The following is a 26,772-nucleotide window of genomic DNA, read 5'->3' on the forward strand; positions in this document are numbered from 1 at the left end:
AGTTGAATTGCGCCCTTCGCCCGCGTTTCGAATGGAGATACCGGAATGTCGCTCGGTTTTGCTTATCAGGCCGTCTTGCCCCGTTTGAGAATGGCTCTGGTTGCCTGTATCGGCTGCCTTGCCATAGGATCTGCCGATATGGCGCAGGCGGCTGAGCAGCCGTGGCTGGTTCTCGACGTCTCGACCGGCAAGGTTCTGGGGGAGGACGGAGCAAACACCCCGCACGGACCGGCTTCTCTGGCCAAGATGATGACGCTTTACCTGACGTTCGAGGCGATCCGCAAAGGCAAGCTGAAGTGGGATGATCGCATTGTCATGTCGGCAAATGCTGCCCGGAAAGTTCCGGCGAAACTCTGGATGCGGGGCGGCGATACGCTCAGCGTGCGCGAAGCCGTCAATGCCATGATTATCCTCTCTGCCAATGATGCGGCTTCCGCCATGGGCGAGCATCTTGCCGGGTCGGAAGCGCGTTTTGCACAGCAGATGACTCTGCGCGCGCGGCAGCTTGGCCTCAGAAACACGGTGTTCCGCAATGCATCCGGTCTGACGGAGAAGGGGCAGATGACAACGGCACGGGACATGGCGACGCTGGGCGTGGCCGTCATGCGCGATTTCCCCAAGGAGTATGGTCTTTTCTCGCAGAGGTCCTTCGTCTTCCGCGGCAAGCAGATCAACGGCCACAACAATCTGATGTACCGCTATGCCGGTGTTGACGGGATCAAGACAGGTTATACCGACGCTTCGGGTTTCAATCTGGTATCATCGTTCACTGACAGCAACCGGCACATTGTCGGTGTTGTTCTCGGCGGCAAAACCGGCCGGTCGCGGGATGACCGGATGGCAGAGCTTCTGACCCGCTACATGCCGCTTGCAAGCGATGGTTCCAAGCGCGGCAGCAACCTTGTCGCCAATGCCGCTGCGGTTCCTATTCCCCAGGCCGCCAGCAGGTCGGCCAGAATTGCCAAAGCAGAACCGCAGCGCGCACCCGGCATTGCCGAACTTATTGATGAATCCAGTATCGAACAGGGCGACGGCGGGCTGCAGCCTTTGAAGACAAGCGGCCAGTGGAATATCCAGATCGGCGCCGTGGACACGCGCGCCGATGCCAACCGGCTGCTTGGCAAGGCGGATAAGCTGGTCCGTTCAATTCTGCCCGAGGCCAAGGGTTATATTGAACCCGCAGCCAAGCGCTTTCGCGTCCGGTTTGGTGGTTTCAGCGATGCGCAGGCCGCAAGCGCGGCCTGTTCCGAGCTGAAGCGCCGCTCGTTCGCCTGTATTGCATCGCGGATGTAATTAAAAATAGACGTCTATTCACTTTAAATCAGACGGCAATTGATTTAGGAATGGACGCATGAGTGATTCCCTGCCTGAAAAAAACGGTCTGATCGAGAGACGTGTCAGACCCCACGTTGAAACCGCCCTGTCAGACACACGCGTGGTGCTGATCGCCGGTCCGCGTCAGGCGGGCAAGACAACGCTCGCCCGCCAGTTCTCCCGGACCGACAGACCCTATCTGACACTGGATGATGCTGCGACCCTGCAGGCGGCCCGCACGGATCCCGTCGGGTTCGTTCGTGGTCTGAAACGGGCGGTGATCGATGAAGTGCAGCGCGCACCGGAACTGATGCTGGCCATCAAGGAAAGCGTCGACACGGATCAGGAGCCGGGGCGCTTCCTGCTGACGGGATCGGCCAATCTTGCCACGGTTCCCGCCATTGCCGATTCACTGGCGGGACGCATGGCGGTCATACCGCTGCTGCCGTTTGCGCAATGTGAACTGGCGGGAACATCGGGCAATTTTCTCGACCGGCTGTTTGCGGGGGATGATCTGCAACTGGCAGCGGAACCGGTCACCGGAAAAGCCCTGACGGATATCGTGCTGCGCGGCGGCTATCCCGAAGTCGTGCGCCGGTCAACGGCGGGGCGCCGCAGGGCATGGCTTGAAGACTATGTTTCCCTCATTCTCGACCGGGACGTCCGGGATATCGCCAATATCGACCAGTTGGACCGCCTGCCACGGCTTCTCGATGTGCTGGCCGAACATGCGGGCCAGTTGACCAACCATTCCAGTTTCGGTGCAGCGCTTGGCCTTTCCAGTGTGACGGCACAAAAATATGTCGCCATTCTCGAACGGCTGTTTCTCGTGCGCACCTTGCCGCCCTGGTCAACCAATCGCCTGACGCGACTGATCAAGACGCCCAAGCTGCACTTTCTCGATACGGGCCTGCTCGGTGCCCTCAGGGACACCGATGCGGAGGACGTGCTCAACGATCGCTCCCGGTTCGGCCCGATTCTGGAAAGTTTTGTCGTGTCGGAAATCTTCAAGCTCGCGGCCTGGTCAGACCGCCGTCTGACCTTCTCGCATTACCGGACCAAGGACCAGGATGAAGTCGATCTGGTCATCGAGGACAGGCGAGGGCGGGTTATCGGCATTGAGGTGAAGGCGGCGGCCACCGTGCGCCAGCAGGATCTGCGCGGGCTGCGCCAGCTGCAGGAGGCTGTCGGTGACCGCTTTGTCCATGGCATCGTTTTGCATGACCACGACCGGATAACGCCCTTTGGCGAAAAACTCCACGCCATGCCGCTGTCCAGTCTCTGGCTGTGAGCGGCGCGGCCGTGTGATGTCGGTCAGCCTCTTTCCCGCTGACTGCCCGAATACGACCGGACGGGCATGCCGATAATATGGCTCAGGGGATCGATGCCCAGATCGACCAGCTGATCGATCGGCAGAGTGTTGAGTTCGGCAATGGTGCGGCGCGCATTGCGCCAGGCAATATAGTTCCGATAAATGTTCATCTTGATACCTCATCATTGTTCGCCAAATACGCTTGTGAACACGATGGAGTATGCGCGGCTGCGCCAAAAGCCGGTATCCCGTTTGGCCGAAGAGATTGCCTGATCCTCCAAGAGTGAGGCGGGGCAGCGATCATCCCTCCGTTTCGCCGCCCAGCCGGTCGATGTCGCGGCGCAGGATGATGGATGTGGTGACGTCATCCACTTCCTCCAGCAATGCCACCGTGTTGCGTATCGTATTGAGATGATTCATCGATGGCACTTCAACCTCGACAATAAGATCAAGCTGGCCGCTGACCGATGAAACGCGGCGGACTTCCGGATGGGCGGCAAGCCGGTCCAGCACTCCGAGCGCCGGAGTGCGCACAAGGCTGATCAGAAGGAAGGCCGAGATCACGCCCTCGTTCAGGTGTCCGATATCAGCACGATAGCCGCGGATGACGCCGGACTTTTCCAGAAAGAGAATGCGCTCGCTGGTTGCACTCCTCGACAGACCGATCTTTCCCGCCAGTGTCTTCAACGGAATTTTGGCATCCCGTGACAGGATGCTCAGAATGTTGCGGTCCTTTTCATCGAGTTCCTTCATTGCCCTCTTCTCTCCCCCGACCAAATGCCGGTTCTGGCCGTCTTTCTGACGGTCAAACCGGCGGATTAACGGATGCCCGATTTTGAGGCCCGTGCCAAGCTCCGGAGAAAAGGAGCTGACGTATGATCAATCTATCCCATCCGGCACCGTCATTTTCAAATACCGAAGCGCTTGCCATTGCCAAGGCGCATTTTGGTATCGACGGCCGGATCAGTTCTCTCGCCAGCGAGCGCGACCAGAATTTTCGGATAGAGTCCTCCGACGGCTCGATCTGGATCCTCAAAGCCGTCAATTCCAGCGAGCCGAAGGATCAGAGCGATTTCCAGACCGCGCTGCTGCATCATCTGGAGGCGAATGCATCAGACTTGCCGGTGCCCAGATTGCGCCGGTCGCTGGACGGTCAGGTGCTGGTACAGGTTCAATCCCGGACCGGCGAACGGCATTTCATCCGCATGGTGTCGTGGCAGGACGGCGATCCGCTGGCTGAACGCGAACGCACTCCGGCGGTTCTGCACAACCTTGGCGGGATGCTCGGACGGCTGGACAAGGCGATGCAGGGGTTCATGCATCCGGGTGCACTTCGTACGTTTGACTGGGATATGCGCGCGGCGGGGTTGTCGCGCCTGCGGCTCAATCATATCGACAACGCCGAAGATCGCGCATTGCTCGGCCGGTTCATCGACCGGTTCGAAACGCATGTCGCGCCGCGCCTGCCATCTTTGCGCGCCGCCATCATTCACAATGATGCCAATGACTGGAATGTGCTGGTCGATCCGGAAAATCCCGCCGAGATTGCTGGCCTTATCGATTTTGGCGATGCGCTGCACAGCATCCTGATCGCCGAAGTTGCGGTGGCCTGTGCCTATTCCATTCTTGACCTCGATGATCCCATCGGCGCGGCAGTTTCCATCGTTGCGGGTTTCCATGCGGAATATCCCCTGCAGGAACAGGAACTGGACCTGCTGTTCGACCTGATCGCCATGCGGCTCGTGACCAGTGTCACACTGTCGGCCCTGCGCAAGGACAAGACCGGCGACAATCCCTATCTTGCCATCAGCGAGGCCCCGGCATGGGCATTGCTGCGGCGTCTCGATGCGATTAATCGCGGCTTTGCCACGGCGATCTTCCGCCATGCCTGCGGATATGATGCGTCTGGCGGGGCGAAGGCGGTGGCCGACTGGATCAAGCGCAACAACCGAAGCTTCGCGCCTGTGCTTGCCCGGCACCCAGCCATGCTGGTCAAAGCATTGGTTCCCTACGGCGATCCGGAAAATGCCATGACCGTCTCGTCCGCTGCCCAACGGCCTGACAAGGCAACCGCGTGGTGGGATGCCTATTGCGACGAAAACGGTATCGCGCTCGGTATCGGCCCGTGGGGCGAGGAACGTTCCGTCTACACCGGCCCGATGTTCGAATCCCGTTTCATTGCCGGGGAGCGACGCACCCGTCATCTCGGGCTTGATCTCTTCATGGCGGCAGGCACGAAACTGTTCACTCCTATCGCGGCAATCGTGGCGGAAGTCGTTATCGAACCCGATCCGCTGGGCTATGGCTGTCTTGTCAAACTCCAACATGCGCCGGACGGCTGTCCGCCCTTTGCAACCCTGTGGGGGCATCTCGGCCATGAAGCTATGACGCGGCTGCGCCCCGGCGATGTGCTCGCAGCGGGTGATCTCGTCGGTGAAATGGGAGCGCCTGCGGAAAATGGCGGCTGGGCACCGCATCTCCATCTGCAATTGTCGGTGGATACCTCACTGTCGGCCACGGACATACTTGGCGTCGGCGAAGCGCGCTATCTCCCGGTCTGGGGCGAGCTCTTTCCCGATCCGGCCAATTTTATCGGGCTGCCGCGCGAGACGTTTCAGCAGACCGGGCGCAGCAGGGATGCCATCGTTGCGGCGCGCCGCAACGCACTCCTCCCCAACCTCTCCATGTCCTATTCGGAGCCGATCAAGTTCGTGCGCGGTGAGGGCGTCTGGCTGATCGATGATCGTGGTCGGGCCTATCTCGATTGCTTCAACAATGTCTGCCATCTCGGCCATGCCCATCCAGATGTGGTCAGGGCCCTGTCGTGGCAAGCGGGCTTGCTCAACACAAACACGCGCTATCTGCACGACAATATCGTCACCTATGCGGAGCGGCTGACCGCCACGTTGCCCGGTGACCTGACGGTTGCGACATTCGCCTGTTCGGGCAGCGAGGCCAACAGCCTGATGCTGCGGATGATGCGGGCGCATACGGGCCGCGAGGAGGCGATTGTTCTCGACTGGGCCTATCACGGCACGACGCAGGAACTGATCGATCTCAGCCCCTACAAGTACAAGCGCAAAGGCGGCAAGGGCCGCAAGCCGCATGTCTATGAGGCTACCATTCCCGATCCTTACCGGGCGCCTTCCGACTGGGCGCAGGACGAGATTGCCAGTCGCTATGCGGAGAGTGTCGCCGAGCAGATCGAACGGATGCGCAAGGCGGGCAAGGCCCCCGGCCTGTTCCTTGCCGAGTCCATCCCGAGCGTCGCCGGTCAGGTGTTCCTGCCGGATGGCTACCTCCGGGAAGTCTATGCGATAGTGCGCGCCGCCGGCGGCATCTGTGCGGCCGATGAAGTCCAGGTCGGTTTCGGCCGCGTCGGCAGCCATTGGTGGGCATTCGAAACGCAAGGTGTCGTGCCTGACATCGTTACCATGGGCAAGCCTATCGGCAATGGCCATCCCATGGCGGCTGTGGTGACGACGCGCGAGATTGCCGCTTCGTTCAACAACGGCATGGAATATTTCAATACATTCGGCGGCAACCCCGTTTCCTGTGCCGTGGGCCTTGCCGTGCTTGACGTGATCGAGCGCGACAATCTCCGGCAGAACGCGCTGGATACAGGAAACTATCTGCTGCAGCGGTTCGAGGAAATGAAAGCCCGTTACGACATCATCGGCGATGTGCGTGGGCAGGGACTCTTCCTCGGTATCGAGCTCGTCACGGACTGCAAGACCAAGCATCCGGCCACGGAGATTGCCCGCGCCATCAACAACGGCGCGAAGCAACGCGGTGTCCTGATGGGAACGGAAGGGCCGCACGACAATATCCTCAAGCTGCGCCCGCCGATGATCTTCAGCCGGGCCAATGCCGATTATCTCGTCGACGTGTTGGAGGACACGTTCGCCGACGTCCTGTCGAACCAGTGACCGGAAACCGAAGAGAAGGAAGAACCGCCGGGGACGGGCTCGGCGGCGGGAAGATTTATTTAATCACAATAAGGGAGAACATCATGAAACGGACTGCACTTCTGGCTTTGCTGCTCGCATCGGCAGCCTTTACCGTCACCCCCGCCAAAGCCGATACGCTTTCGGTCATCAAGGAACGCGGCCGCGTCAATTGCGGCGTCAGCCAGGGCGTTCTCGGCTTTTCCAATGCGGACAGCACGGGCAAATGGATCGGCTTTGACGTTGATTTCTGCCACGCGGTTTCTGCGGCGGTCTTCGGTGATCCCGACAAGGTCAATTTCATCCCGCTTTCCACCAAGGACCGGTTCACGGCGCTGCAATCCGGCGAAGCGGATCTTCTGTCGCGCCAGACCACATGGACGCTGTCGCGCGATACCAGCATGGGGCTCAAATTCGTTGGCACCGCCTATTATGACGGGCAGGGTTTCATGGTGAAGAAGTCACTGGGGGTGAAGAGCGCGAAAGAGCTTTCCGGCGCGTCGCTGTGCACGGAGACCGGCACGACGACCGAACTCAATGTCGCCGACTATTTCAAGGCCAACAACATTACCTATGAGATCGTCTCGTTCGAACGGCCGGATGAAACTATTGTCGCCCTGAACAATGGGCGCTGTGATGTCTATACAACAGATGCTTCCGCGCTCTATGCCCAGAGGCTGACCCTGTCCGACCCCGATGCTTTCATGGTGCTGCCCGAGATTATTTCCAAGGAGCCACTCGGACCGGCTGTGCGCCAGGGGGATGACCGCTGGTTCAACATCGTCCGCTGGACCCTGTTCTCGCTGATCGAAGCGGAAGAACTTGGGATCACGAAAGAGAACATTGCCAAGCAGATGGAATCCGGCAATCCATCCATCAAGCGCTTTCTTGGCGCCGAGGGGGATACAGGTGCGCCATTGGGTCTTGATCAGCGCTGGATCTACAACGTTGTTTCGACAACGGGCAATTATGGTGAGATGTTCGACCGCAATCTGGGCAAAGGCAGTCCGCTGAAGATTGACCGGGGCATCAACGCCCTGTGGAATGCCGGTGGTCTCATGTACGCGCCGCCAGCGCGGTAAAAACAGGTTCTGTCCAACAATGAGGGCGAGCGACCCGCTGGATCGCTCGCCCTTGTCTTATTCCATTACCGCGTGTTCCGGCGGTGCGACGCTTGCCGCGGGCTTGCGCAGCAGGAAGACGAGCGGGATGGCTGCGAGCGACATCAGCATCAGCAGCTTGAAGTCATCCATATAGGCGATGATCGTTGCCTGCAGGGTGATCATGCTGTCGAGGGAAGCGCGGCCCGCTGCTTTCAGCGGATCGAGATGCTGCATCACCACAGGTGCGTTGAAGGCGTGGTTGAACGGCGTGACATAGGCTGCAATCGAGGCATGGTTGGTCTGGACATTTTCAACGATCAGCGCCGTGACGATGGAAATGCCGACGCTGGAACCGATATTGCGCGAGAGATTGTAAAGACCGGTGCCTTCGCCGCGCATGCTCGCGGGCAGGGTGGCAAAGGCAATCGTCGTCAATGGCACGAAGAGGAAGCCGAGGCCCGCACCCTGGATGAAACCAACCGAAACGATGGTCCATTGCGATACGTCAGGTGTCCAGCCGGTCATGTCATACATGGCCCAGGCGGTGAGCCCGAGGCCGAGCACCAGCAGGAACCGGGTGTCGACCTTGCCGATGAGGCGGCCGACGATGAACATGCACACCATCGTGCCGACGCCGCGCGGGCCCATGACGATACCCGCCGTGGTGACGGGATAACCCATGAGCGTCTGCAGATAGGGCGTCATCAGGGCGAGCGAGGCGAGATAGGTCACGCCGACGATGAAGATGAAGAACATGCTGACGGCAAAGTTCCGGTCGAGGAACAGCCTCGGATTGACGAAGGAACGCTCGGCCGTGAAGGTATGGCTGAGGAACAGATAGAATGCGCCGAAACAGACCAGCGCTTCCAGCTGGATTTCGCCTGACGAGAACCAGTCAAGCTGTTCGCCCCGGTCGAGAAAGAGCTGCAGCGCGGCAATGGAAAGACTGAGCGTTCCGAAGCCAAACCAGTCAAGCTTGGCTTTGAGCTCGCGCCCGGTTTCGGTGACGAAGGCAACAATGCCGGCAAAGGCGAGAAGGCCGATGGGAACGTTGATGTAAAACACCCAGCGCCAGCTGATATTGTCGGTAAGCCAGCCGCCGATGACAGGTCCAAGCACCGGGCCGACCATGACGGAAACACCGAAAAGTGCCATGGCGGAGCCGCGTTCCTCGACGGAATAGATGTCGAGGAGGATGCCCTGTGACAGGGGAACGAGCGAGGCGCCGAACAGGCCCTGCAGAAGCCGGAAGGCGACGATCTGCGGCAACGACTGGGCGATGCCGCACAGCACCGACGCAACGACAAATCCGGCAATGGCCGTGAGCAGCACGCGCTTGCGGCCGAACCGTGCGGCCAGAAAGCCGGATGGCGGTGTCATGATCGCGGCAGCCACGATGTAGGATGTCAGGACCCAGTTAATCTGATCGGCGCTGGCCGAGACGCTGCCCTGAATATAGGGCAGTGCCACATTGGCGATCGTCGTGTCGAGCGCCTGCATGATCACGGCGAGGATGACACAGGCCGTTATCGCGCCGCGATTGGCAACGGGCGCGACCCCTGGCAGTGCTACTGTGTTAGACATGATCCTTACTGCCGAAAAGGGATTGCAGGAAATGCGGCAGACCGCGCGCATGGCCGGTATCGACCCCGGCGGTGACGCTCATTCCGACGCGGAGCGGCGGCTTCCCGGCCATATCGTCAATACTGACGAGCATGGGGATGCGCTGCACAACCTTAACCCAATTTCCGGTTGTATTCTGAGCGGGCAGCAGCGAGAAGCTGGAGCCGGAGGCAGGGCTGATGCTGGTCACTGTGCCTTTCCATTCAACGCCTGGATAGGTATCGACGGTCACGGTAACCTGCTGGCCCGGCTTGACATAGGTCAGTTCGGTTTCCTTCGGGCTGGCGGCAACCCACATATGGGTTGTTGAAACGAGACTGAAGCCGGCCTGCGATGCCTGCAGATAGGCGCCGACCTGCAGTGAACTCACATTGGTCACGACGCCATCGAACGGCGCGCGGACCGTGGCTGCATCGAAATCGTGCTGGGCCTTGTCCACGGTTGCCTGTGCTGCAAGATAGGATGGATTCTGCTCGACCGGTTGATCTGCATTGTTACCGAGTTGTGCCAACGTGGTCGCGGCCTGCGCCTTGGCGACGTCGACCTTCTGCTGCGCCGCATCCAGATCGTGTTTGGCCTGATCATAGGTTGCCTTGGAGACAGCGGCCGTGTTGGTCAGATCCGCCTGACGTTGCAGGGTCTTCTGATAAAAGGGAATGTCGGACTCTGCCTGGGCGATTTCGGCCAGTGTCTGCTTGTAGCTCGCCTGCAGGTTCAGGATCTGGTTGCGAACCGTGCCGAGCTGCGCCTGGGCGCCTTCAAGGGCGATGCGGTACACGTCAGGATTGATACGGAACAGGATCTGACCCTGCTTGACGGTCTCGTTGTCATGCACGTCAACAGATGTGACCAGTCCGGATATGTCAGTCGAAACGCCAACCACATCCGCCTGCACGTAGGCGTTATCAGTGGACATGACCTGTCCGCCTGTTACGTAGAAATAGCCGCCGACTATAAGGGCAATGGGAAGCGCGGCAAAAAGAATGGACCGCGTGCGGCTGCGGCGTGACTTGGGCGGGGCGATGTCAGGCAGCGGGACCGGTTCGTTGACCCGGGTCGCTGCGGGCGCTTCACTGTTCGCGTCGGCTTTCTCCAGCATGGGCGCCGTGCGCTCCGGTGCGGCAGCCTGATCTGAATTGGCGGGAGTGCGGGAGGTTGGAGATCCGTCAGCCATGATGTGTCTTCCTGTCATCGACCGGTGTCTGGCAGGCATCGATCAAATTGGACTTCATAAGGGTTAGAGTTCGAATAAGGTGCTCGCGGTCCTCGTCTGAAATATTAGACAGGGCCTCGGATCGGGTGGCATCGCCAATGACGCCCATATCGGCCACATGCGGCCGCGCTTCGTCACGCAGAAAAAGCAGCCATATACGGCGATCGGTGGGGTGCCGCCGTCGTTCGATCAGGTTCCGTTCCTGCAGCTTGTCCAGAATACGCACCAGCGTGATCGGTTCGATCTCAAGGATTTCGGCCAATCCGGCCTGATGAATCCCCTCGTTCTTCGCCAGATAGGCAAGGGTTTGCCACTGCGACCGGGTCAGGCCGAGATGTTTTGCACGTTGTTCAAATCGCTTGCGCAGCAGCCGCGCGACCTCGTGCAGCAGAAAGCCAAGTGTGGGCTTATTGTCCATGATGTGGGGTTTTGAAACTCATAAGGATGCTTATAACAGATACACACATAGCATGTGGACTCATCTTTTAGAAGAGGCAGAGTGTCACAAGTCAGTGAGGCACGCCGCATAATAAAAATACCCGGTCTCAAGGAGACCGGGTACGATATTCCAGCGGGATTGTATGGGCAGGCTCTAGCCGACGAAAGCTCGCTCGACGACATAGGTCGACGGATTGTTGTTTGCACCTTCGACAAGGCCGAAGGATTCTAGGATGGCCTTCGTGTCATGGATCATGTGCATTGAGCCGCAGATCATGCCGCGATCGGTTGCTGGATCGAGAGGCGGCAGGCCCAGATCGCTGAACATCTTGCCGCTCTGCATCAGATCGGTAATCCGGCCCATATGGGTAAATGTTTCGCGTGTCGTCGTGGTGTAGAGCCGCAGGCTGTCGGCAGCGAACTCGCCGATCAGCGGATCATCCTTGATGCCCTCGACCATTTCGGTGATGTATTTCAGCTCGGCGATATCCCGGCAGGTCTGGACCAGAATGACTTCTTCGAACTTTTCATAGGTTTCCGGATCGCGGATCAGGCTGGCAAAAGGCGCAACACCAGTTCCGGTCGACAGCATGTATAGCCGCTTGCCCGGAAGAAGCGCATCGAGAACCAATGTCCCCGTCGACTTCTTGCGCAGGAGTACCGTGTCGCCGCGCTTGATCTTCTGCAGATGTTCCGTCAACGGGCCGTTCTCGACCTTGATCGAGAAGAATTCGATCTCCTCATCCCAGGAAGGGCTGGCGATCGAATAGGCGCGGTAGACAGGTTTTTCCGAATTGGGCAGGCCAATCATGACAAATTCGCCCGAACGAAAGCGGAAGCTTGCGGGGCGGGTGATGCGAAAACGGAACAGCCGGTCAGTGTAATGCCGCACTTCGGTTACGGTTTCCGCGTACACATTGTCGGGAATAGGAAATGCGATCGGTGCTGAAACGTCATCCGTTTCATGGGTATTTGCCGCCGTGACGGTCGCTGACGATGATGCAGTCATCCCTGGGTCTCTCGTTCGATACGTCTTATCAACAAAAATGAAAGAGAGCCGGGCGTTGCTCCATTCACCGTTCAAATCATTCTCCCGGGGCAAATGCCAGCCGGAACCGCCGGATTTACGCCAGCGAGCCTTATGTAATCGGCTGGGCGGAATATGCAATGGCTGATATTGCAAGGCAGTTCAGCAAATTATCCGGAACTGATCGTTGACCGCTTCGGGTGCGGTTGCTATCCAGAATGTGGAATTGGTTCCGCGATCAAAAGCGGATGAAAAGGGAACACAGTGAGGATGACCCAATGAGGGGCCTAATCCGTGGCTGCCCCCGCAACTGTAACCGGTGAGCGGTCTTCCATAATGCCACTGAAAACGCTTATGCGTGATTGGGAAGGCGGAAGATCAGCGTTTGATCCGGAAGTCAGGAGACCTGCCCGTTCCGGTCACCCAGCTCGAACACGGGGTGTGTTCTGGCGCGGTCGCTCGTCGCGGTGACATTTGAAAAAGTGTTGCCGCGTGACGGAGCGATTACAGGTTGAATATTGCAATCCCCCTGTTGCCCTTCCAGTCCGCGGTCCGGTCGTAATCGCAGGAGATGCTTGGCGTCTCCAATGCCGTGGGGGCGTCATGTTGAAGCAAACAGGTTTTGCTGGGGCTGTATTTATATTGTCGGGCGGTGTTGCCGTCGCGCAGGACCAAACGGGGGCAGACGGATCGATCACGCTCGATCCCATCTATATCAATCTCGGACAATCGCAGATCGAAGCGGAGAAATCGGGCCGGGCCTACACGGTCATCACGGGGGAACAACTCGTGCAGAACCAGACACGCTATGTGGCCGATGCCCTGCGCCAGGTTCCCGGCTTTGCCGTTTCCCGTGCCGGTTCCTATGGCGGGCTGACGCAGGTGCGGGTGCGCGGTGCGGAAGCCAACCATCTTCTCGTCATGATCGACGGTGTGGAAGCCAGCGAGACGGGCAATGGCGAATTCGATTTCGGCGGATTGCAGGTGGCCGATGTCGATCACATCGAAATCCTGCGTGGGCCGCAAAGCGCGTTCTGGGGTTCGAACGCACTGGCCGGCGTGGTCAATATCATCACCAAGGGTGGCACGCGTGACGGGTTCAAGATCAGCGGGCGCTCCGAGGCGGGCACGGATGGAACGTGGCTCGGCAATGTCCTGCTGCAGGGCGGGGCGGAGAATTACGATTTTGCCCTGTCGGGGTCCTATCGCCAGAACGATGGTTTCAACATCTCGAATTTCGGTTCGGAGAAGGACGGCGATAAAAACGGAACGATCAATGGCAAGTTCAAGGTCGACATAACGCCCGATATCGTTGTGGACGGCACCTTCCGCTACGTCAACCGCCGCAGCGACCTCGATCTCGATGGCGGCTACGGAACGCCCTTTCAGGGACTTGTCGTCGATGGTGACGACCAGACGACCACAAAGGAACTGCTTGGCTCTCTCGGTATCACCTGGACATCGTTTGATGGTGCCCTGACTCAGAAGGCACGGATCAGCGACACCAATACGCTGCGCGATTATCTCAAGCACGATGAATATATATCCGGCAACGAGGGCAATCGGCTGACCGGCACCTATCAGGCGATCTACAAGTTTGAAACACCTGCCTTTGCCGATGCCAAGCACCAGATTACGGCGGGCTATGAGGGCGAGCGGGAGACCTTCCGGCAAAGGCCTGCGGATGCGGATTTCGCCAGCCCGTATTTCGACGCGTCGCAATTCGAGAAACATGACCGGACGACGCATTCTCTGGTGAGCGAATACAGGGGCGAATTCTTCGACCAGCTCTATCTCAATGCTGCGGTCCGCCATGACGCCAATGACCGGTTCAAGGACGCTTCGACCTATAGTTTCGGGGCGGCCTGGAAAATTCCGGGTTGGGGGACGAGGCTGCACAGCTCTGTCGGAACGGGCATCACCAATCCATCGTTCTACGAGCAGTTCGGCTATATCCCCTCGTCCTACAAGGGCAATCCGGATCTGCGTCCGGAAAAGAGCCTTGGCTGGGATTTCGGCGTCGAACAGAGCTTCTTCGACGAGCAGCTCGTGGTTGATGTGACCTATTTCCAGCAGAATCTCACCGACGAGATCACCAGCATCGCAACGCCGGATTTCCGCTACACGCCGATTAATCAGGATGGGCGAAGCAAGCGCCAGGGTGTGGAAGTCGCCGCAACGCTCAATCTCACCGGCGGTTTCACCACGACTGCGAGCTACACCTATACGGATGCGAAGGACCCGGACGGCGAGATCGAGATACGCAGGCCCAAACATTCCGGTTCGCTCAATGCTGCCTATACGTTCTATGAGGATCGGGCCCGCGTTTTCAGCGAGGTGACGTTCAACGGCAAGATGCAGGACACGGCTTTCACACCGCCTCTTCCGTCACGGGTAACCCTGAAGGACTATACGCTGGTCAATATTGGTGGCAGCTATAAGTTCAGCGACAAGATTGAAGCCTATGCGCGGATCGAAAACCTGTTTGATGAGGATTATCAGGAGGTCTTTGGCTTCAACACGCCGGGCCGGACCGCCTTTGTCGGATTGAAGGGGAGTTTCTGAAGGGTGAAGCGGGGAAGCCGATGGACTGTAATGAATGGCATGGCGGGACTTGCAACCGCCATCGCACTGTTCGCGGCTGCCCATCCGGCACGAGGCGAGGCGCCGAAGCGCGTCGTCTCGATGAACCTTTGCACCGATCAGCTGGCGATGCTTATGGCGTCCGACGGGCAGCTCTATTCCGTGTCCCACCTTGCCAAAGATCCCGCCGCTTCGGTTCTTGCTGAAGAGGCCGCACCCTTTGTCACCAATCATGGTCTGGCGGAGGAGATATTCCTGATGAAGCCGGATCTCATCCTGAGCGGCACATACACCACACGGGCAACGGTCGATATTCTGAAGCGGCTGGGATTTCGCGTGGAAGAGTTCCAGCCGGAATCCTCCTTTGACGATATCCGTGCCAATGTGCGCCGGATGGGCACCCTTCTGGGACGTGATGCCAGGGCGGAAGAGCTTTTGCAGGCCATGGATGCGGCATTGGCCAGCGTTCCGTCCAGGAGTGCCAAGACACCCACCATCGCGCTCTACTACGCCAACCAGTTTACATCAGGCCGCGATACATTGGCCGGTGAGGTTGTCAACCGCGCCGGGCTGAACAATCTCGGCGAAAAGCTTGGTCTGCAGGGCACGCAGAAACTGTCCCTCGAACAGCTGGTCATGGCGAAGCCGGATCTGATCGCCGCGCACGATGCCTATCCGGCTCCCGCCCTTGCCTATGAGGCACAGGTGCATCCGGCATTTCGGGCGGCGCTGCAGGGGAAAGATCTCATCGACGTGCCCGACAAATACTGGATATGCGGCGCACCGTTCACGGCGCAGGCCGTCAAGCTGCTGTCGGATGCGGCACAACGGGAAAGCCACAAATGAAAGATCATTTCCGTCTTCTGCTGCTGGGCCTCGCGCTTTTGACCTGCATCATGTTCGTGGCGTCACTGCTTGTTGGTCCCGCAGCACTCGGCACGTCGGACAGTATCCGCGCCCTGCTGATGGGGCAGGGCGATGCCATCGTGATTGTCATGCGGGAAATACGGCTGCCGCGGGCGCTGCTCGGCCTGATGATCGGCGCAACGCTCGGGCTCTCCGGTGCGGTGCTGCAGGGCTATCTGCGCAATCCGCTGGCGGAACCCGGCCTTCTCGGGGTCAGCGCATCGGCGTCGCTCGGCGCAGTGATTGCCATTTATACCGGCCTGTCGTTGGCCTTTCCGCTTGCCCTGCCGCTGATGGCGCTCGCAGGCGCCGTGCTTGCGGTCCTGCTGGTACAGGCACTGGCCGGTCGCAGTGCCGGCACGTTGACCATCATTCTCGCCGGTGTCGCCGTATCGAGTTTTGCCGGGGCGATGACGACACTGGCACTGAACCTGTCGCCCAATCCGTTCGCCGCGATGGAGATCGTCTACTGGATGCTGGGGTCGCTGACCGACCGGTCTATGCTGCACGTGCAGCTTGCGGCACCATTCATCCTTATGGGCTGGGTACTCCTGTTCAGCCTTGGCCGTTCGCTTGATGCGCTGACGCTCGGACCCGATGCGGCGGCCAGCATGGGCATCAACATCAAACGGGTTCAGCTCTTCGCCATTCTGGGCACGGCGGCATCCGTCGGTGCGGCGACGGCGGTTGCGGGTGCCATCGGGTTTGTCGGCCTTATCGTGCCGCATGTCCTGCGCCCGCTTGTGGGTGCCCGGCCTTCGCGCCTGCTTCCAGCCAGTGCGCTTGGCGGCGCCTCGATGCTTCTGGGTGCGGATATTCTGGCGCGCCTGATTGCGCCCGACCGCGATTTGAAGCTCGGTGTGCTGACGGCGATCATCGGCGCACCGTTCTTCCTCTGGCTTGTGTTCCGCACGCGGAGGGGAATGTCATGACCCTCCTCAACCTTTCCCGCCTGCATGTCACACTCGGAACGCGACGCGTCCTGCACGATATCTCGCTGGATGTCGGGGCCGGTGAACTCATCGGCCTGATCGGTCCCAATGGTGCAGGCAAATCCACATTGCTCAAAAGCGTTCTTGGCCTCGTCCCGTCATCAGGCGGGATCAGGATTGCCGGAACCGCTGCTTCCCGGCTGAGCCTCCGCGAGCGGGCCAAACACATCGCCTATCTGCCGCAGGACAGGGAAATCAGTTGGGCCGTGTCGGTGGAACATCTCGTAGCGCTCGGGCGCACCCCCCATTTGCGCGGGTTCTCCGGACCTGGCGCAAACGATGTTGCGCTCGTCGAGAGCGCCATGCAGCGCATGGAGATTGCGGCGTTTCGCCATCGCTCGGCGCTGGAACTGTCCGGCGGCGAGCGGGCACGGGTGCTGATTGCGCGGGCACTTGCACAGGATGCGGCGCTGCTGCTGGCGGACGAGCCGACGGCGGGCCTCGATCCGGCGCATCAGATCGCTCTCATGCAGTCGCTGGCGAATATGGTGGGCCAAGGCACTTCGGTTGTCGTTTCGCTGCATGATCTCGGCCTTGCCGCCCGCTGGTGCACGCGGCTTGTGCTGATCCACGAAGGATCGATCGTGGCGGACGGCATTCCCGCTGACGTGCTGACCGTCGATCACATGCGCGGGATTTATGGGGTCGAGACCTATCTCGAGAAGACCGCACAGGGACTGATTGTCCAGCCTGTGGCTCTCGTCGGCACTTCACATGATACAGCAGGGAAACGGTGATGGATCAGCTGCGTGTGCTCCTCACGAAACACATGGCGCTCTGGCAGTCCAGCTGGAGCATGGGGACATTCGGTGCCATAGCCTATGCTCCTGTCGAAGCGGTGGAACTGAAGAAGCGGATGGTAACCGCCATCAGCGACGGGACGCCGTGCTCGGCGTTTAAAAAGCCGGCAACGCGGCTTGAGCGCTCGACCCTGCGGGTTGGTTTGCGCCAGCAACTGGCCTTTGCCCGGTCACAAGGCGATCATGAACGCGCCGAGACAATTCTTGCATGGCAGAAGGCCTTCGACCGCGAAGCCGGGGAAGCCGAGACGGACGACGACTCGCCCGGTCACTGATACCTAGCCTGCCTTGGCAGCGGCCTGTGTAGAAGCGAGTTCGGCAGCTTTTTCCAGAGCGATCTGGGTTGCAGCACCGGCACCAGCGGCATCATTGGTCCCAGAGCGCACCGTGACCGCGTTGGATGCAAGCATGAGACCCGCTTCACGGAAGGCGACCAGCAGCCGTTTCATCGACTCGCGCTGGATCAGCGACGGGTTTCCCGGTTTGGCGGTGAATTTGAGCCGCACGACCATCGAGTTTTCAGTGATGTCCTGAATGCCCTGAAATTTCAGTGGCACGAGGAACTCGCTGCCCAGTTCCGGGTCTTCCAGCATCTCCTGTCCAACCTTCTTGACCGTCTTGCGGATCTTTTCCGGATCGGTGTCGCGGTCAAAGCGCAGTTCGAACTTGATCGTGCTCCAGTCGCGGCTGTAGTTCGTCACCGATTGGATCTGCCCGAATGGAATGGTGTGAACAGGGCCATTCTGGTGCCGCAGCTGGAGCGATCGCAGCGTGATGCGCTCGACCGTTCCCTTGAGCTTTCCCGTATCGATATATTCCCCCGTGCGGAACGCATCATCGGCGATGAAGAAAATACCCGAGACCACATCCTTCACCAGTGTTTGCGAGCCGAAGGAAATGGCCAGTCCGAGAACGCCGAAACCGGCCAGCAGCGGCCCGATGTCCATGCCGAGCGAGGAGAGCACCACGAGCGCGGTGATGGCGACAATTGCACCGAAGGCGAGATCGCGGATCAGCGGCAGGATTGTCGAGAGGCGCCCCGTTGCCGTACGCGTTGTGCCGTCAGTATCCTCCTGTCCCGGCAGCAGCGGCCGCGAGGTGGGCGCCAGCGCACTGAAATAGTGACGCAGGAAACTCCAGATCGCCCAGCCGACGACAATGGCGACACTGACCCGCAGCAATCCGGTGATCAGCGTCAGCAGCATGGAGTAGCCACTCTCATCGAGGTAGGTGGTCCACAGGCGCACGATGATGTAAAGGCCAAGAAGCCATATGCCACCAGCCACCAGAGTCTGGATGGCGGCGATGAATGCCCGGACCAGAGGGGGCAAATGGCTCTCGTTGTGATGACGCTCATGCATCGCCTCAATCAGTGCATGCAGGCCCAGGGCAATGATCGGGATCAGGAGAATAATGACCTGGGTTGCACCGGCGGCTTCGCCCCAATGGGCCCGCTGCGGCGAGCTTGCCGCCATGCAGCCGACGACCCAGATCAGGATGGCGGTGAGCGACAGAAACGCCGGCAGTGCGCTCGCAATCATCTTGCGTGTCATCGTCGGCGACGATCCGGCGAACACGTTGACGATATCCGTGCGGCCACCGATGAACCACCAGAGCTTCAGAAGGGTCACAACGGTTGCGGCAATCAGGAACCAGCCTTCGGTGACGCTGCGGCTTACGCCGCTTTCCACGGACAGCCGCACCAGCTGGCCGATGACAGCCCCGATGAGACCGTAGGCGACCAGCATGCGGAAATGCCATTGCGGATTGTTGATGGGAAGAAGCCGGGCGCGGGGATCACCGGGAGACAGGAACAGCCTGCCGACAGCCGCGTAGATTAGCGTCAGCCCCGCCGCATGCAACAGCCGAACCGAGAGGTGGGAGGCCATCGGCGACATGACAGTCAATCCGTTGATGACGACGTGTCCGACGGCGATGAAGGCGCAGATGGCGACGACATCGCGAAGTGTGCGGGCAAAAGACCCGCGCGCTCGGTGGACAAGATCGGCATCTTGGCTGATCGGACGCACGATGAGTGCGGTGCCAAGCCGGAATGCGATCCAGCCCGCGACGGCTGCGGCAAGGAGGGCGCCCAATGTAACGAGCGTGACATGGCCCCAGTCCCCGCCCTGGTTCTGCAGACCCTTGTCCATCATGAAGGGCAGTTCAGCGATATGGCCGATCCCTGTTATGCCGACGGAGAGTCCCATGCTGAACGAATCCAGCAGTCCGTTTGCCAGCACTTCCGCCTGATCGAGGGGGGTACCCTGTTGTTTCGCTGGAGCGGCTGGTGCCTTTGCAGGGACAGACGCCGGTGCGGCTGCCCCTGCCGGTGCAGGATCTTCCCAGCGAACCACCACGTTGCGGCCGCTGGCATAGGCTGCCCGCAACGTATTGTTGATGTCGGTTTCGCTCTGGCCGCGCTGCAGGATGATGGTGACAGTCTCCGGCGCGGTCTGGGCGGCGACCTCGGTGCTGGCGATGAAAACACCGGGCAGCGCGACCAGAAGACAAACAGCAACTGCGCGTAACGCCGCCAAAATCCCCGCATGGTTCAGCATGATGGTACCCCCTCGTTCTCACGATAGGAGTACGCGCATTGCTTGGTCGGCTTCAAGTGCTGATTGCATCCGGTTCTATTGTGTCACTGGCTTTTCCTCCGGCGCCTGTCCGGGCAACGAGTTCCGGATCGGCTGTTTGACATAGTGTGTGCAAACCAGCGCCAGCGTAATGAATACGGCAACACCGCCTGCGCCGAGCATGGCGAGTTCGATGCCCCCGGCGAATGATATACCGGCAAGCTGTCCGAGCGTGTCGACAGGCAGGCTGCTGCCTGTCAGGTCGTGACGGATGATGGCTGCTTCGGCGATATCTGTTGCGTTGTCCAAACCGGTTTCCTGGAGCCGGGCGGTGAGGGAAGAGAGCGCGTGGTTGCTCATGACCGACCCGAGAAGTGCGATGCCGACGGTCATTCCCATCTGCCGCATGGCGTTCATGGTTGCCGATGCCATGCCCGACCGTTGTGCGGGAACCGATGCCATCAGTGCTGCACTGCTTGCTGGGACGACCAATCCCATGCCGATCCCGATTGCGGCCAGCAGGAACGCCAGATAAAGATAGGATATGCCTGCAGCAAATAGACCCATGAGGATCAGAGATGCTGCTATGATCGCACAGCCAGTTACGATGATCTGCCTCGTTCCCAGCCTTGCACAGAGATAGCCCGACAGAATCGAAACGGCACCCATGGCGACAAATTCCGGTGCCATTCGCAATCCCGTCTCCGCGGGGGACATGCCCTGCGCGCGCTGGAAAAACAGGGAAAGGAAGAACACATTGTTGAAGGTCGAAAACCCGATCATGAAGGCGGTGGCATTCATCATCGAAAACTCGACGTTCCGGAACAGGCCAAGAGGCAGAAGAGGCCGTTCAACCCGGCGCTCCACGCCCAGGAAGACGACGAATGCGATGGCTGCGCCCAGCAGGGGCAGAATGGTCTCCCAACTGCTCCAGCCGGCCCCGCCGGCCGTGATGAGGCCGAACGTCAACAGACCAAGAGCAATCATGCTGGTGATCTGACCCAGAGGATCAAGCGCTGCATGTTCCGGATGGGCGCTTTCGGTGATGGCCCACATGCCGATGGCGATCGCAAAAAGTCCGATCGGGACATTGATAAAGAAGATACTGGCCCATCCTGATGTTTCAACGAGAACGCCGCCGAGGATCGGTCCGATGATCAGCGAGATTGCGGTGAACGACGTCCAGCCGCCGATGATGTGAGCGCGTTCCTTTTTATCGGGAAAAGCATGGACAAGAATGGAAAGGGCACCGGGAATGAGCAGCGCTCCCGCCACACCCTGGATGGCACGACCGATGAGCAGGACCGTCAGGTTTTCCGCAATGCCGCAAAGCACCGATCCGGCAATGAAGACGCTGACACCGATCAGCCAGGAAAGTTTCCGACCATAGCGGTCCCCGATCGGACCAGCGGAAAGAATGAAAGCGGAAAGGCACAGGGCATAGGCGTCAACCACCCATTGCAAACCGCCAATATCGGTCTGCAATGCTGTCTGGATCTGCGGCAGCGCTACATTGACGATGCTGATATCAAGCGTTGCGATGAATGTTCCGAGATAGATTGTAAGGATAAGTGCAGGACGGCGGTATTTGCTCATGATGTCGACACCCGTGTTGTTGCAGAGTGCTGATTACCAATTGACCGACAGTCAGTCAATACAGTTAAGTCACTGTAGAATAATTCTAAAATTTCTTTTTCTCCTTATCCTTCTGTGATAGGAAATGGATGCGCGAACCGGAAGTTGTTGATTGTCCTGCGGCGCTGCGGCAAAGGAATATGATGAAACAGACCATCAGACCCAGAACCAAGCCCTCGGAAGTCAGACGTCAGGAATTGATGGACGCGGCTGCTACTTTGTTCATCGAGCAGGGAATAGAGGCGACGACGATCGAATCCATCACCTCCAGAGCTGACGTGGCCAAGGGCACGTTCTATCATTACTTCTCCACCAAGAACGAGATTCTGGAAGCGCTGCGGACAGCATTTTCTGAAGGGTTTCTTGATCGTGTCGGTGCGGCTGTCGAAACCTGTCCGGCTGGCGATCACGTGGCCCGCCTGAAGCAATGGCTGATCTCGGGCGTGTCCATCTATCTGGCCGAATACAAGCTCCACGACGTGGTTTTTCATCAGCATGGGCGGCGGATGCGATACAGGGCGGAAAAGAATGCGGTTGTCGGGCAACTGGCTGACCTGCTTGCGGCAGGCGCAAGAGATGGCGCGTGGACGGTGCAGGATATCGAATTTGTGTCCGTTGTTGTCTACCAGGGTTTTCATGGCGCCGTTGACGACGCCATCGAGAATGGCGCTCAGGACCCAAAACCGGTAGCCGATGCACTGTTTGCCTTATTTTCCTCAATGCTGAGGAAATGATATTCTGCGGTTGCAGCCTGCTTTCTCACTCCATGAGGATCGTCGTGTGCATGGCAGCAAACATGACAAAATGGTCATTCGACAAGATCGGAGGAAGGTGAGAAAGTCGATAGCCAAACACGTTGTTTGGCTAATGGGCTCTGCCCTGGAGGTAGTGTGCAGTGAAACGTCTGGGTCTTTTGGTCGCGTTCGTTGTATTGGCCGGGCTCGGCTATATGTTTTTCTTTCCCCATTCGAATACCCCGCCGGCTGGCAAGGGCCCGACGACAGTCGCCACGGCATCGTCGGGCAAAGGTTCGGGTAAAGGACGGTCTGCAGCCGTTCCTTCGATCGTCGCAGCCACAGCCAAGACCGAGGACGTACCCATTTCGAAGACGGTCGTGGGCAATATCGAGCCGATTGATACGGTTGTCATTCGCCCGCAGGCTGATGGCGTGGTCATGGCAACCGATGTCAAGGACGGCCAGATGGTCAAGACCGGTGACGTGCTTTTCCAGCTTGATGACCGGACGATCCGAGCGACGATCGACAAGGACAAGGCGGCGTTGGCGAAGGATCAGGCCAATCTTGATTCCGCCAATCAGGATCTGATTGCCGCCCAGGCCCTGTCAAACCGCAAAATCGATACACAGCAGCAGGCCTATCAGGCCCTCGCTGCTGTCAATGCGTTGAAGGCGTCGATTGCCATGGACACCGCCCAGATCGAGGCGGATGAAGTGCAGCTCTCCTACATGACCATAAAAGCCCCGATCGACGGCCGTGTCGGTGTGGTCAATACATCTGTCGGCAATCTGGTGCGGATGGCTGATACAGGTAGCGGCCTTTTGACAATCACCCGCATGGCGCCGCTGCGTGTATCGTTCACGGTCGCCGAAAGCGATCTGCCGACATTGCGGGACGCAATGAAGGACCATCCGCTCAATGTCCTGATCAAGGTTCCGGGCAGCAAGAATGTTGTGGCATCGGGTCCGCTCAATTTTGTCGATTCCAGTGTCGATACGGCCTCGGGCACCATCGTCTTGAAGGCAGATGTGGCCAATGACAACGGCGCGCTCTGGCCGGGTCAATATGTGACTGCCACGGTGGAAATCGGCACACACAAGGATGCGGTGACCGTTCCCCTCATCGCCATTCAGCAGGGCAATGACGGGACATTCGCATTTGTGGTCGGTGCCGACAAGAAGGTCACCAAACAGGCGGTGACCGTGGTGGAAACCGTTGGTGATACTGCCGTGACCACCGCAGGTCTGAAATCCGGCGACCATGTCGTCATCGATGGTCAGCTGCACCTGCAGGACGGGTCCACTGTGATCGAAACCGTGGCCGACGTGGACAATACTGCTCCCGCGCTTTCCGCCGCTGATACCGGCGTACCGGATCCGATCAAGACGGATACCGTTCAATGAACATATCCGCAATCTTCATCCGCCGGCCCATCGCAACAATCCTTCTCTCTGTGGCGATGGCAGCATCCGGGTTGTTTGCCTATCAGTTCCTGCCGGTTGCCGCGCTGCCGCAGGTGGATTTCCCGGTTATCTCGGTTTCCGCCCAGTTGCCGGGCGCAGCACCTGACACCATGGCCAATGCGGTTGCGACGCCGCTGATCAAACAGTTCGCCACCATTCCATCTGTCTCAACGATCAGCGCGACCAGCACGCAGGGTCAGACGCGCGTCACCATTGAATTCGAGCTCGACAGGAACATCGATCAGGCTGCGGCCGACGTCGAGGCGGCGATCGCGCGAACGCTGAAGCAGCTGCCGGCAAACATGACGACGCCGCCGAGCTATCGCAAGACTAATCCCGCCGATGCCCCCATCCTGCTCGTGGCGCTGCAGAGTGACACGGCGCAATTGTCAAAGCTGGACGATTATGCCGAACAGGTGATCTCACCGTCGCTGTCTACAGTGGACGGCGTGGGTGAAGTCCAGGTGTTTGGCGCCAAGCAGTTCGCGGTGCGCATCGAGGTCGATCCCAATGCCATGACGGCACGTGGTATCGGCATTGATGAATTGACCAATGCCGTGGCTGACAACAACTCCATTGCGCCCGTGGGTACGCTGACAAGCCCCACGCAGCAGATGGCGATTGAAGCCGATACGCAATCGAAGAACGCCGATACGTTCCGCCAGATCCTGATCGCATCTCCCAACGGCAAACCCGTCCGTCTGGGCGATGTGGCGCGCGTCGTCGATTCCGTCGCCAATACCCAGACGGAAAGCCGCTATGATGGCAAAAAGGCGCTTGTGCTCGCCGTCTTCCGCCAGCCCGGCGCCAATACGGTCGATGTGGTGGATCGCGTCCGCACCATGCTGCCGAAATTTGCCGAGGAGCTTGGCGCTTCCACCAGCCTCAACGTGCTCAATGACCGGTCGACATCGATCCGGCAAGCTGTGACGGACGTGCAGTTCACGCTCGTCCTGATCATTGGGCTGGTTGTGATGGTGATCTTCGTGTTCCTGCGGCGGATCGCGGCAACGCTTATCCCGACCGTCGCCGTGCCGTTGTCGTTGATTGCTACCTTGGGTGTGATGTATGTCTTCGGCTTTTCCATCGACAATATTTCACTGCTGGGCCTGACACTCTCGGTCGGTCTGGTGGTCGATGACGCCATCGTCATGCTGGAGAACATATCCCGTCATATTGAAGAGGGCATGTCGCCGCGTGAAGCGGCGCTCAAGGGCAGCGAGGAGATCGGCTTCACAATCGTCTCCATCACCGCCTCCCTTGTGGCGGTCTTTATTCCCGTTCTGCTGATGGGGGGTGTCGTCGGCCGCATCTTCAACGAATTTGCCGTCGTCGTCACCGTGGCGATTGTGGCTTCGGCGCTGATCTCGCTGACATTGACGCCGATGCTGTGCAGTCATATGCCTGCCATACCGCATGAAAACGGGAAGGGAAAGAAGCCCTTCACCGAGCGGGTTTTCGATGCGGTGCTTGATGGTTACCGGCGCATGCTCGACATCTGCCTGAAGTTCCGTATTGTTGTTCTCGGTGTCTTTCTTCTGACGGTTATTGCGACGCTCTATCTCTTTTCCTCGATCGACAAAGGCTTCCTCCCGACCGAAGATATCGGCCAGCTGTCCATTTCGACCGAAGCGCGGCAGGATATCTCCTTCGACGCCATGGTGGCATTGCAGAAACAGGTCGCCGACGTTCTGATGAGCAAGCCCTATGTCGCGCATGTGGCATCGACCATCGGCGGTGGATTCAACTCTGCCAGTCTCAATCAGGGCAGTTTCTTCGTGGAGCTGAAGCCCAAATCCGAACGCCTCGCGCTCGATCCATTGCTGACGGATCTGCGCCAGTCCCTCGCCAAAGTGCCCGGCATCAACAGCTACCCGATCGCCATTCAGAACCTGCGCATCGGCAGCACGTCATCACGCGCGCAATATCAGTTCGTCTTGCAGGGTATCAACGCGGACGACCTCTATGCCTGGTCGCAAAAATACCTGCTGGCCCTGCAGCAGGACAGGCAATATTTTGCCGACGTGACGAGTGATCTGCAGAACAATGCGCTGCAGGCCAATCTGGTAATCGATGCCGACAAGGCGCGTTTATTGGGCATAACCTCGACGCAGTTGCGCAATTCGCTCTATTACGCTTTTGGAACCAATCAGGCGTCGACCATCTTTTCTACGGGCGACAGCTATGAGGTTATTCTCGAGCTGGACCCGTCCATTCCCTGGACGACCGACAAGCTCGACCAGATGCAGATACGCTCAACCACCACCGGCAAGCTCATTCCGCTTTCTGCCTTTGCGCATGTGGAGCGGCGGGCTGGATTGCTCGCGGTCAGCCAGCTGAGCCAGCTCCCCGCCGTGACGATTTCCTTCAATTTGCCGCAGGGCATCGCCCTGGGAAGGGCCGTGGAAGAAATCAACAAGATAAAGGCGGAACTGAATGTCCCGGATTCGATTGCCTCGACCTTCACCGGTACCGCCAAAGTGTTCCAGCAGGCGCTTTCCAATCAGGGGCTGCTGATCATTGCGGCCATCCTGACGATCTACATCGTGCTCGGTATTCTCTACGAGAGTTTCATCCATCCGCTGACCATTCTGACGGGTCTTCCGGCCGCCGCGGCCGGTGCGCTGGCGACGCTCGAACTCTTTGGTTTCGATCTCAGTGTGATCGCGATCATCGGCATGCTGATGCTGATCGGCATCGTCAAGAAGAACGCGATCATGATGGTTGATTTTGCCCTTGTGCGGCAAAGGGCGGGCGACACGCCGCATGATGCGATCCGCGAAGCCTGCCTTGTGCGGTTCCGTCCGATCATGATGACCACGCTTGCTGCGCTGATGGGGACCCTGCCGATTGCTATCGGCGCAGGCGCCAGTTCGGAATTGCGCCAGCCGCTTGGTGTGGCCGTGGTTGGTGGCCTGTTTGCCTCGCAGATACTCACGCTGTTCATCACACCGGTGATCTTCCTCTACATGGAAGATATGTCGCGCGGTTCGGCGAACCTGTGGCGCAAGGTTTTCCACAAACGCGGAACACCATCCACAGGACCTGCAGCAGCGCATCCTGCGGAGTAGGTGGTACGGATATTGGGCGGCGTGAACCG

Annotated in this window: 20 protein-coding genes and 1 riboswitch; of the genes, 12 read left to right on the forward strand and 8 right to left on the reverse strand. The window is 59.1% G+C overall.

Going from position 1 to position 26,772, the window contains the following annotated elements; genetic code table 11:
- The first annotated feature begins 84 nt into the window (after positions 1-84).
- Together FHW16_RS17265 and FHW16_RS17270 are read left to right on the forward strand one after the other, a co-directional pair.
- Positions 85-1,293 carry a serine hydrolase gene (locus FHW16_RS17265; RefSeq protein WP_432652045.1) on the forward strand — a complete coding sequence of 403 codons (1,209 nt, stop codon included), beginning with the start codon at positions 85-87 and terminating at the stop codon, positions 1,291-1,293.
- Between the two features lie 58 nt (positions 1,294-1,351).
- On the forward strand, positions 1,352-2,605 hold the full coding sequence (locus FHW16_RS17270) for an ATP-binding protein (RefSeq protein WP_182550468.1): 1,254 nt from the start codon (positions 1,352-1,354) through the stop codon (positions 2,603-2,605).
- Between the two features lie 23 nt (positions 2,606-2,628).
- Here the strand turns inward: FHW16_RS17270 and FHW16_RS17275 are convergent, their stop codons facing one another.
- Positions 2,629-2,796 carry a DUF1127 domain-containing protein gene (locus FHW16_RS17275; RefSeq protein WP_182550469.1) on the reverse strand — a complete coding sequence of 56 codons (168 nt, stop codon included), beginning with the start codon at positions 2,794-2,796 and terminating at the stop codon, positions 2,629-2,631.
- A gap of 130 nt (positions 2,797-2,926) precedes the next feature.
- Positions 2,927-3,379, reverse strand: a complete 453-nt coding sequence (locus FHW16_RS17280; RefSeq protein WP_182550470.1) for an Lrp/AsnC family transcriptional regulator — start codon at positions 3,377-3,379, stop codon at positions 2,927-2,929.
- 122 nt (positions 3,380-3,501) lie between these two features.
- Between FHW16_RS17280 and FHW16_RS17285 the strand changes: the two genes are divergently transcribed.
- Together FHW16_RS17285 and FHW16_RS17290 are read left to right on the forward strand one after the other, a co-directional pair.
- The gene (locus FHW16_RS17285; protein WP_182550471.1) at positions 3,502-6,555 is read left to right on the forward strand and encodes an aminotransferase class III-fold pyridoxal phosphate-dependent enzyme; all 3,054 of its coding nucleotides are present in this window, start codon (positions 3,502-3,504) and stop codon (positions 6,553-6,555) included.
- An 83-nt stretch (positions 6,556-6,638) separates the two neighbouring features.
- Positions 6,639-7,655, forward strand: a complete 1,017-nt coding sequence (locus FHW16_RS17290; RefSeq protein ID WP_182550472.1) for an amino acid ABC transporter substrate-binding protein — start codon at positions 6,639-6,641, stop codon at positions 7,653-7,655.
- 57 nt (positions 7,656-7,712) lie between these two features.
- Here the strand turns inward: FHW16_RS17290 and FHW16_RS17295 are convergent, their stop codons facing one another.
- The 4 genes from FHW16_RS17295 to FHW16_RS17310 form a co-directional block, all read right to left on the reverse strand.
- A complete protein-coding gene (locus FHW16_RS17295; protein WP_182550473.1) occupies positions 7,713-9,260 on the reverse strand; it encodes an MDR family MFS transporter in 1,548 nt (515 codons plus the stop codon).
- Positions 9,253-10,473 carry an HlyD family secretion protein gene (locus FHW16_RS17300; protein WP_182550474.1) on the reverse strand — a complete coding sequence of 407 codons (1,221 nt, stop codon included), beginning with the start codon at positions 10,471-10,473 and terminating at the stop codon, positions 9,253-9,255. The genes FHW16_RS17295 and FHW16_RS17300 overlap by 8 nt, the downstream gene beginning before the upstream one ends.
- A complete protein-coding gene (locus FHW16_RS17305) occupies positions 10,466-10,930 on the reverse strand; it encodes a MarR family winged helix-turn-helix transcriptional regulator (RefSeq protein ID WP_182550475.1) in 465 nt (154 codons plus the stop codon). The genes FHW16_RS17300 and FHW16_RS17305 overlap by 8 nt, the downstream gene beginning before the upstream one ends.
- A 174-nt stretch (positions 10,931-11,104) precedes the next feature.
- Entirely contained in the window at positions 11,105-11,959 is an 855-nt protein-coding gene (locus FHW16_RS17310) for a ferredoxin--NADP reductase (protein WP_182550476.1), read from the reverse strand.
- Between the two features lie 228 nt (positions 11,960-12,187).
- Positions 12,188-12,405, forward strand: a riboswitch (cobalamin riboswitch).
- A 175-nt stretch (positions 12,406-12,580) separates the two neighbouring features.
- Between FHW16_RS17310 and FHW16_RS17315 the strand changes: the two genes are divergently transcribed.
- Genes FHW16_RS17315 through FHW16_RS17335 form a run of 5 tightly spaced genes read left to right on the forward strand, consistent with a single transcriptional unit; the run spans position 12,581 to position 17,533 of the window.
- Positions 12,581-14,542, forward strand: coding sequence for a TonB-dependent receptor plug domain-containing protein (locus FHW16_RS17315; RefSeq protein WP_182550477.1), 1,962 nt, complete (start codon positions 12,581-12,583; stop codon positions 14,540-14,542).
- A 39-nt stretch (positions 14,543-14,581) separates the two neighbouring features.
- On the forward strand, positions 14,582-15,406 hold the full coding sequence (locus tag FHW16_RS17320) for an ABC transporter substrate-binding protein (protein WP_246711816.1): 825 nt from the start codon (positions 14,582-14,584) through the stop codon (positions 15,404-15,406).
- Positions 15,403-16,398, forward strand: a complete 996-nt coding sequence (locus FHW16_RS17325; protein WP_182550479.1) for a FecCD family ABC transporter permease — start codon at positions 15,403-15,405, stop codon at positions 16,396-16,398. The genes FHW16_RS17320 and FHW16_RS17325 overlap by 4 nt, the downstream gene beginning before the upstream one ends.
- Complete coding sequence (locus tag FHW16_RS17330; RefSeq protein ID WP_182550480.1) at positions 16,395-17,195, forward strand: ABC transporter ATP-binding protein; 801 nt, start codon at positions 16,395-16,397, stop codon at positions 17,193-17,195. The genes FHW16_RS17325 and FHW16_RS17330 overlap by 4 nt, the downstream gene beginning before the upstream one ends.
- Positions 17,195-17,533, forward strand: a complete 339-nt coding sequence (locus tag FHW16_RS17335; protein ID WP_182550481.1) for a hypothetical protein — start codon at positions 17,195-17,197, stop codon at positions 17,531-17,533. The genes FHW16_RS17330 and FHW16_RS17335 overlap by 1 nt, the downstream gene beginning before the upstream one ends.
- A gap of 3 nt (positions 17,534-17,536) precedes the next feature.
- Here the strand turns inward: FHW16_RS17335 and FHW16_RS17340 are convergent, their stop codons facing one another.
- On the reverse strand, positions 17,537-19,819 hold the full coding sequence (locus FHW16_RS17340; protein WP_182550482.1) for a mechanosensitive ion channel family protein: 2,283 nt from the start codon (positions 19,817-19,819) through the stop codon (positions 17,537-17,539).
- Positions 19,820-19,894: 75 nt separating this feature from the next.
- Positions 19,895-21,433, reverse strand: a complete 1,539-nt coding sequence (locus tag FHW16_RS17345; RefSeq protein WP_182550483.1) for an MFS transporter — start codon at positions 21,431-21,433, stop codon at positions 19,895-19,897.
- A 179-nt stretch (positions 21,434-21,612) separates the two neighbouring features.
- On the opposite strand from FHW16_RS17345, the gene FHW16_RS17350 reads away from it, so the two are divergent.
- The 3 genes from FHW16_RS17350 (at position 21,613) to FHW16_RS17360 (ending at position 26,743) form a co-directional block, all read left to right on the forward strand.
- Positions 21,613-22,206 carry a TetR/AcrR family transcriptional regulator gene (locus tag FHW16_RS17350; RefSeq protein WP_182550484.1) on the forward strand — a complete coding sequence of 198 codons (594 nt, stop codon included), beginning with the start codon at positions 21,613-21,615 and terminating at the stop codon, positions 22,204-22,206.
- Positions 22,207-22,367: 161 nt separating this feature from the next.
- The gene (locus tag FHW16_RS17355; RefSeq protein WP_182550485.1) at positions 22,368-23,612 is read left to right on the forward strand and encodes an efflux RND transporter periplasmic adaptor subunit; all 1,245 of its coding nucleotides are present in this window, start codon (positions 22,368-22,370) and stop codon (positions 23,610-23,612) included.
- Complete coding sequence (locus FHW16_RS17360; RefSeq protein ID WP_182550486.1) at positions 23,609-26,743, forward strand: efflux RND transporter permease subunit; 3,135 nt, start codon at positions 23,609-23,611, stop codon at positions 26,741-26,743. The genes FHW16_RS17355 and FHW16_RS17360 overlap by 4 nt, the downstream gene beginning before the upstream one ends.
- Positions 26,744-26,772: the final 29 nt, after the last annotated feature.

The organism is Phyllobacterium myrsinacearum (assembly GCF_014138285.1).
GTDB classification, from domain to species: Bacteria; Pseudomonadota; Alphaproteobacteria; order Rhizobiales; family Rhizobiaceae; genus Phyllobacterium; species Phyllobacterium myrsinacearum_A.

Excerpts from the sequence above, each read along its gene's own strand:
- FHW16_RS17270 (WP_182550468.1), top strand. The coding sequence starts at position 1,352 with ATGAGTGATTCCCTGCCTGAAAAAAACGGTCTGATCGAGAGACGTGTC.
- FHW16_RS17275 (WP_182550469.1), bottom strand. The coding sequence starts at position 2,796 with ATGAACATTTATCGGAACTATATTGCCTGGCGCAATGCGCGCCGCACC.
- FHW16_RS17280 (WP_182550470.1), bottom strand. The coding sequence starts at position 3,379 with ATGAAGGAACTCGATGAAAAGGACCGCAACATTCTGAGCATCCTGTCA.
- FHW16_RS17285 (WP_182550471.1), top strand. The coding sequence starts at position 3,502 with ATGATCAATCTATCCCATCCGGCACCGTCATTTTCAAATACCGAAGCG.
- FHW16_RS17290 (WP_182550472.1), top strand. The coding sequence starts at position 6,639 with ATGAAACGGACTGCACTTCTGGCTTTGCTGCTCGCATCGGCAGCCTTT.
- FHW16_RS17295 (WP_182550473.1), bottom strand. The coding sequence starts at position 9,260 with ATGTCTAACACAGTAGCACTGCCAGGGGTCGCGCCCGTTGCCAATCGC.
- FHW16_RS17300 (WP_182550474.1), bottom strand. The coding sequence starts at position 10,473 with ATGGCTGACGGATCTCCAACCTCCCGCACTCCCGCCAATTCAGATCAG.
- FHW16_RS17305 (WP_182550475.1), bottom strand. The coding sequence starts at position 10,930 with ATGGACAATAAGCCCACACTTGGCTTTCTGCTGCACGAGGTCGCGCGG.
- FHW16_RS17310 (WP_182550476.1), bottom strand. The coding sequence starts at position 11,959 with ATGACTGCATCATCGTCAGCGACCGTCACGGCGGCAAATACCCATGAA.
- FHW16_RS17315 (WP_182550477.1), top strand. The coding sequence starts at position 12,581 with ATGTTGAAGCAAACAGGTTTTGCTGGGGCTGTATTTATATTGTCGGGC.
- FHW16_RS17320 (WP_246711816.1), top strand. The coding sequence starts at position 14,582 with ATGGCGGGACTTGCAACCGCCATCGCACTGTTCGCGGCTGCCCATCCG.
- FHW16_RS17325 (WP_182550479.1), top strand. The coding sequence starts at position 15,403 with ATGAAAGATCATTTCCGTCTTCTGCTGCTGGGCCTCGCGCTTTTGACC.
- FHW16_RS17330 (WP_182550480.1), top strand. The coding sequence starts at position 16,395 with ATGACCCTCCTCAACCTTTCCCGCCTGCATGTCACACTCGGAACGCGA.
- FHW16_RS17335 (WP_182550481.1), top strand. The coding sequence starts at position 17,195 with ATGGATCAGCTGCGTGTGCTCCTCACGAAACACATGGCGCTCTGGCAG.
- FHW16_RS17340 (WP_182550482.1), bottom strand. The coding sequence starts at position 19,819 with ATGCTGAACCATGCGGGGATTTTGGCGGCGTTACGCGCAGTTGCTGTT.
- FHW16_RS17345 (WP_182550483.1), bottom strand. The coding sequence starts at position 21,433 with ATGAGCAAATACCGCCGTCCTGCACTTATCCTTACAATCTATCTCGGA.
- FHW16_RS17350 (WP_182550484.1), top strand. The coding sequence starts at position 21,613 with ATGATGAAACAGACCATCAGACCCAGAACCAAGCCCTCGGAAGTCAGA.
- FHW16_RS17360 (WP_182550486.1), top strand. The coding sequence starts at position 23,609 with ATGAACATATCCGCAATCTTCATCCGCCGGCCCATCGCAACAATCCTT.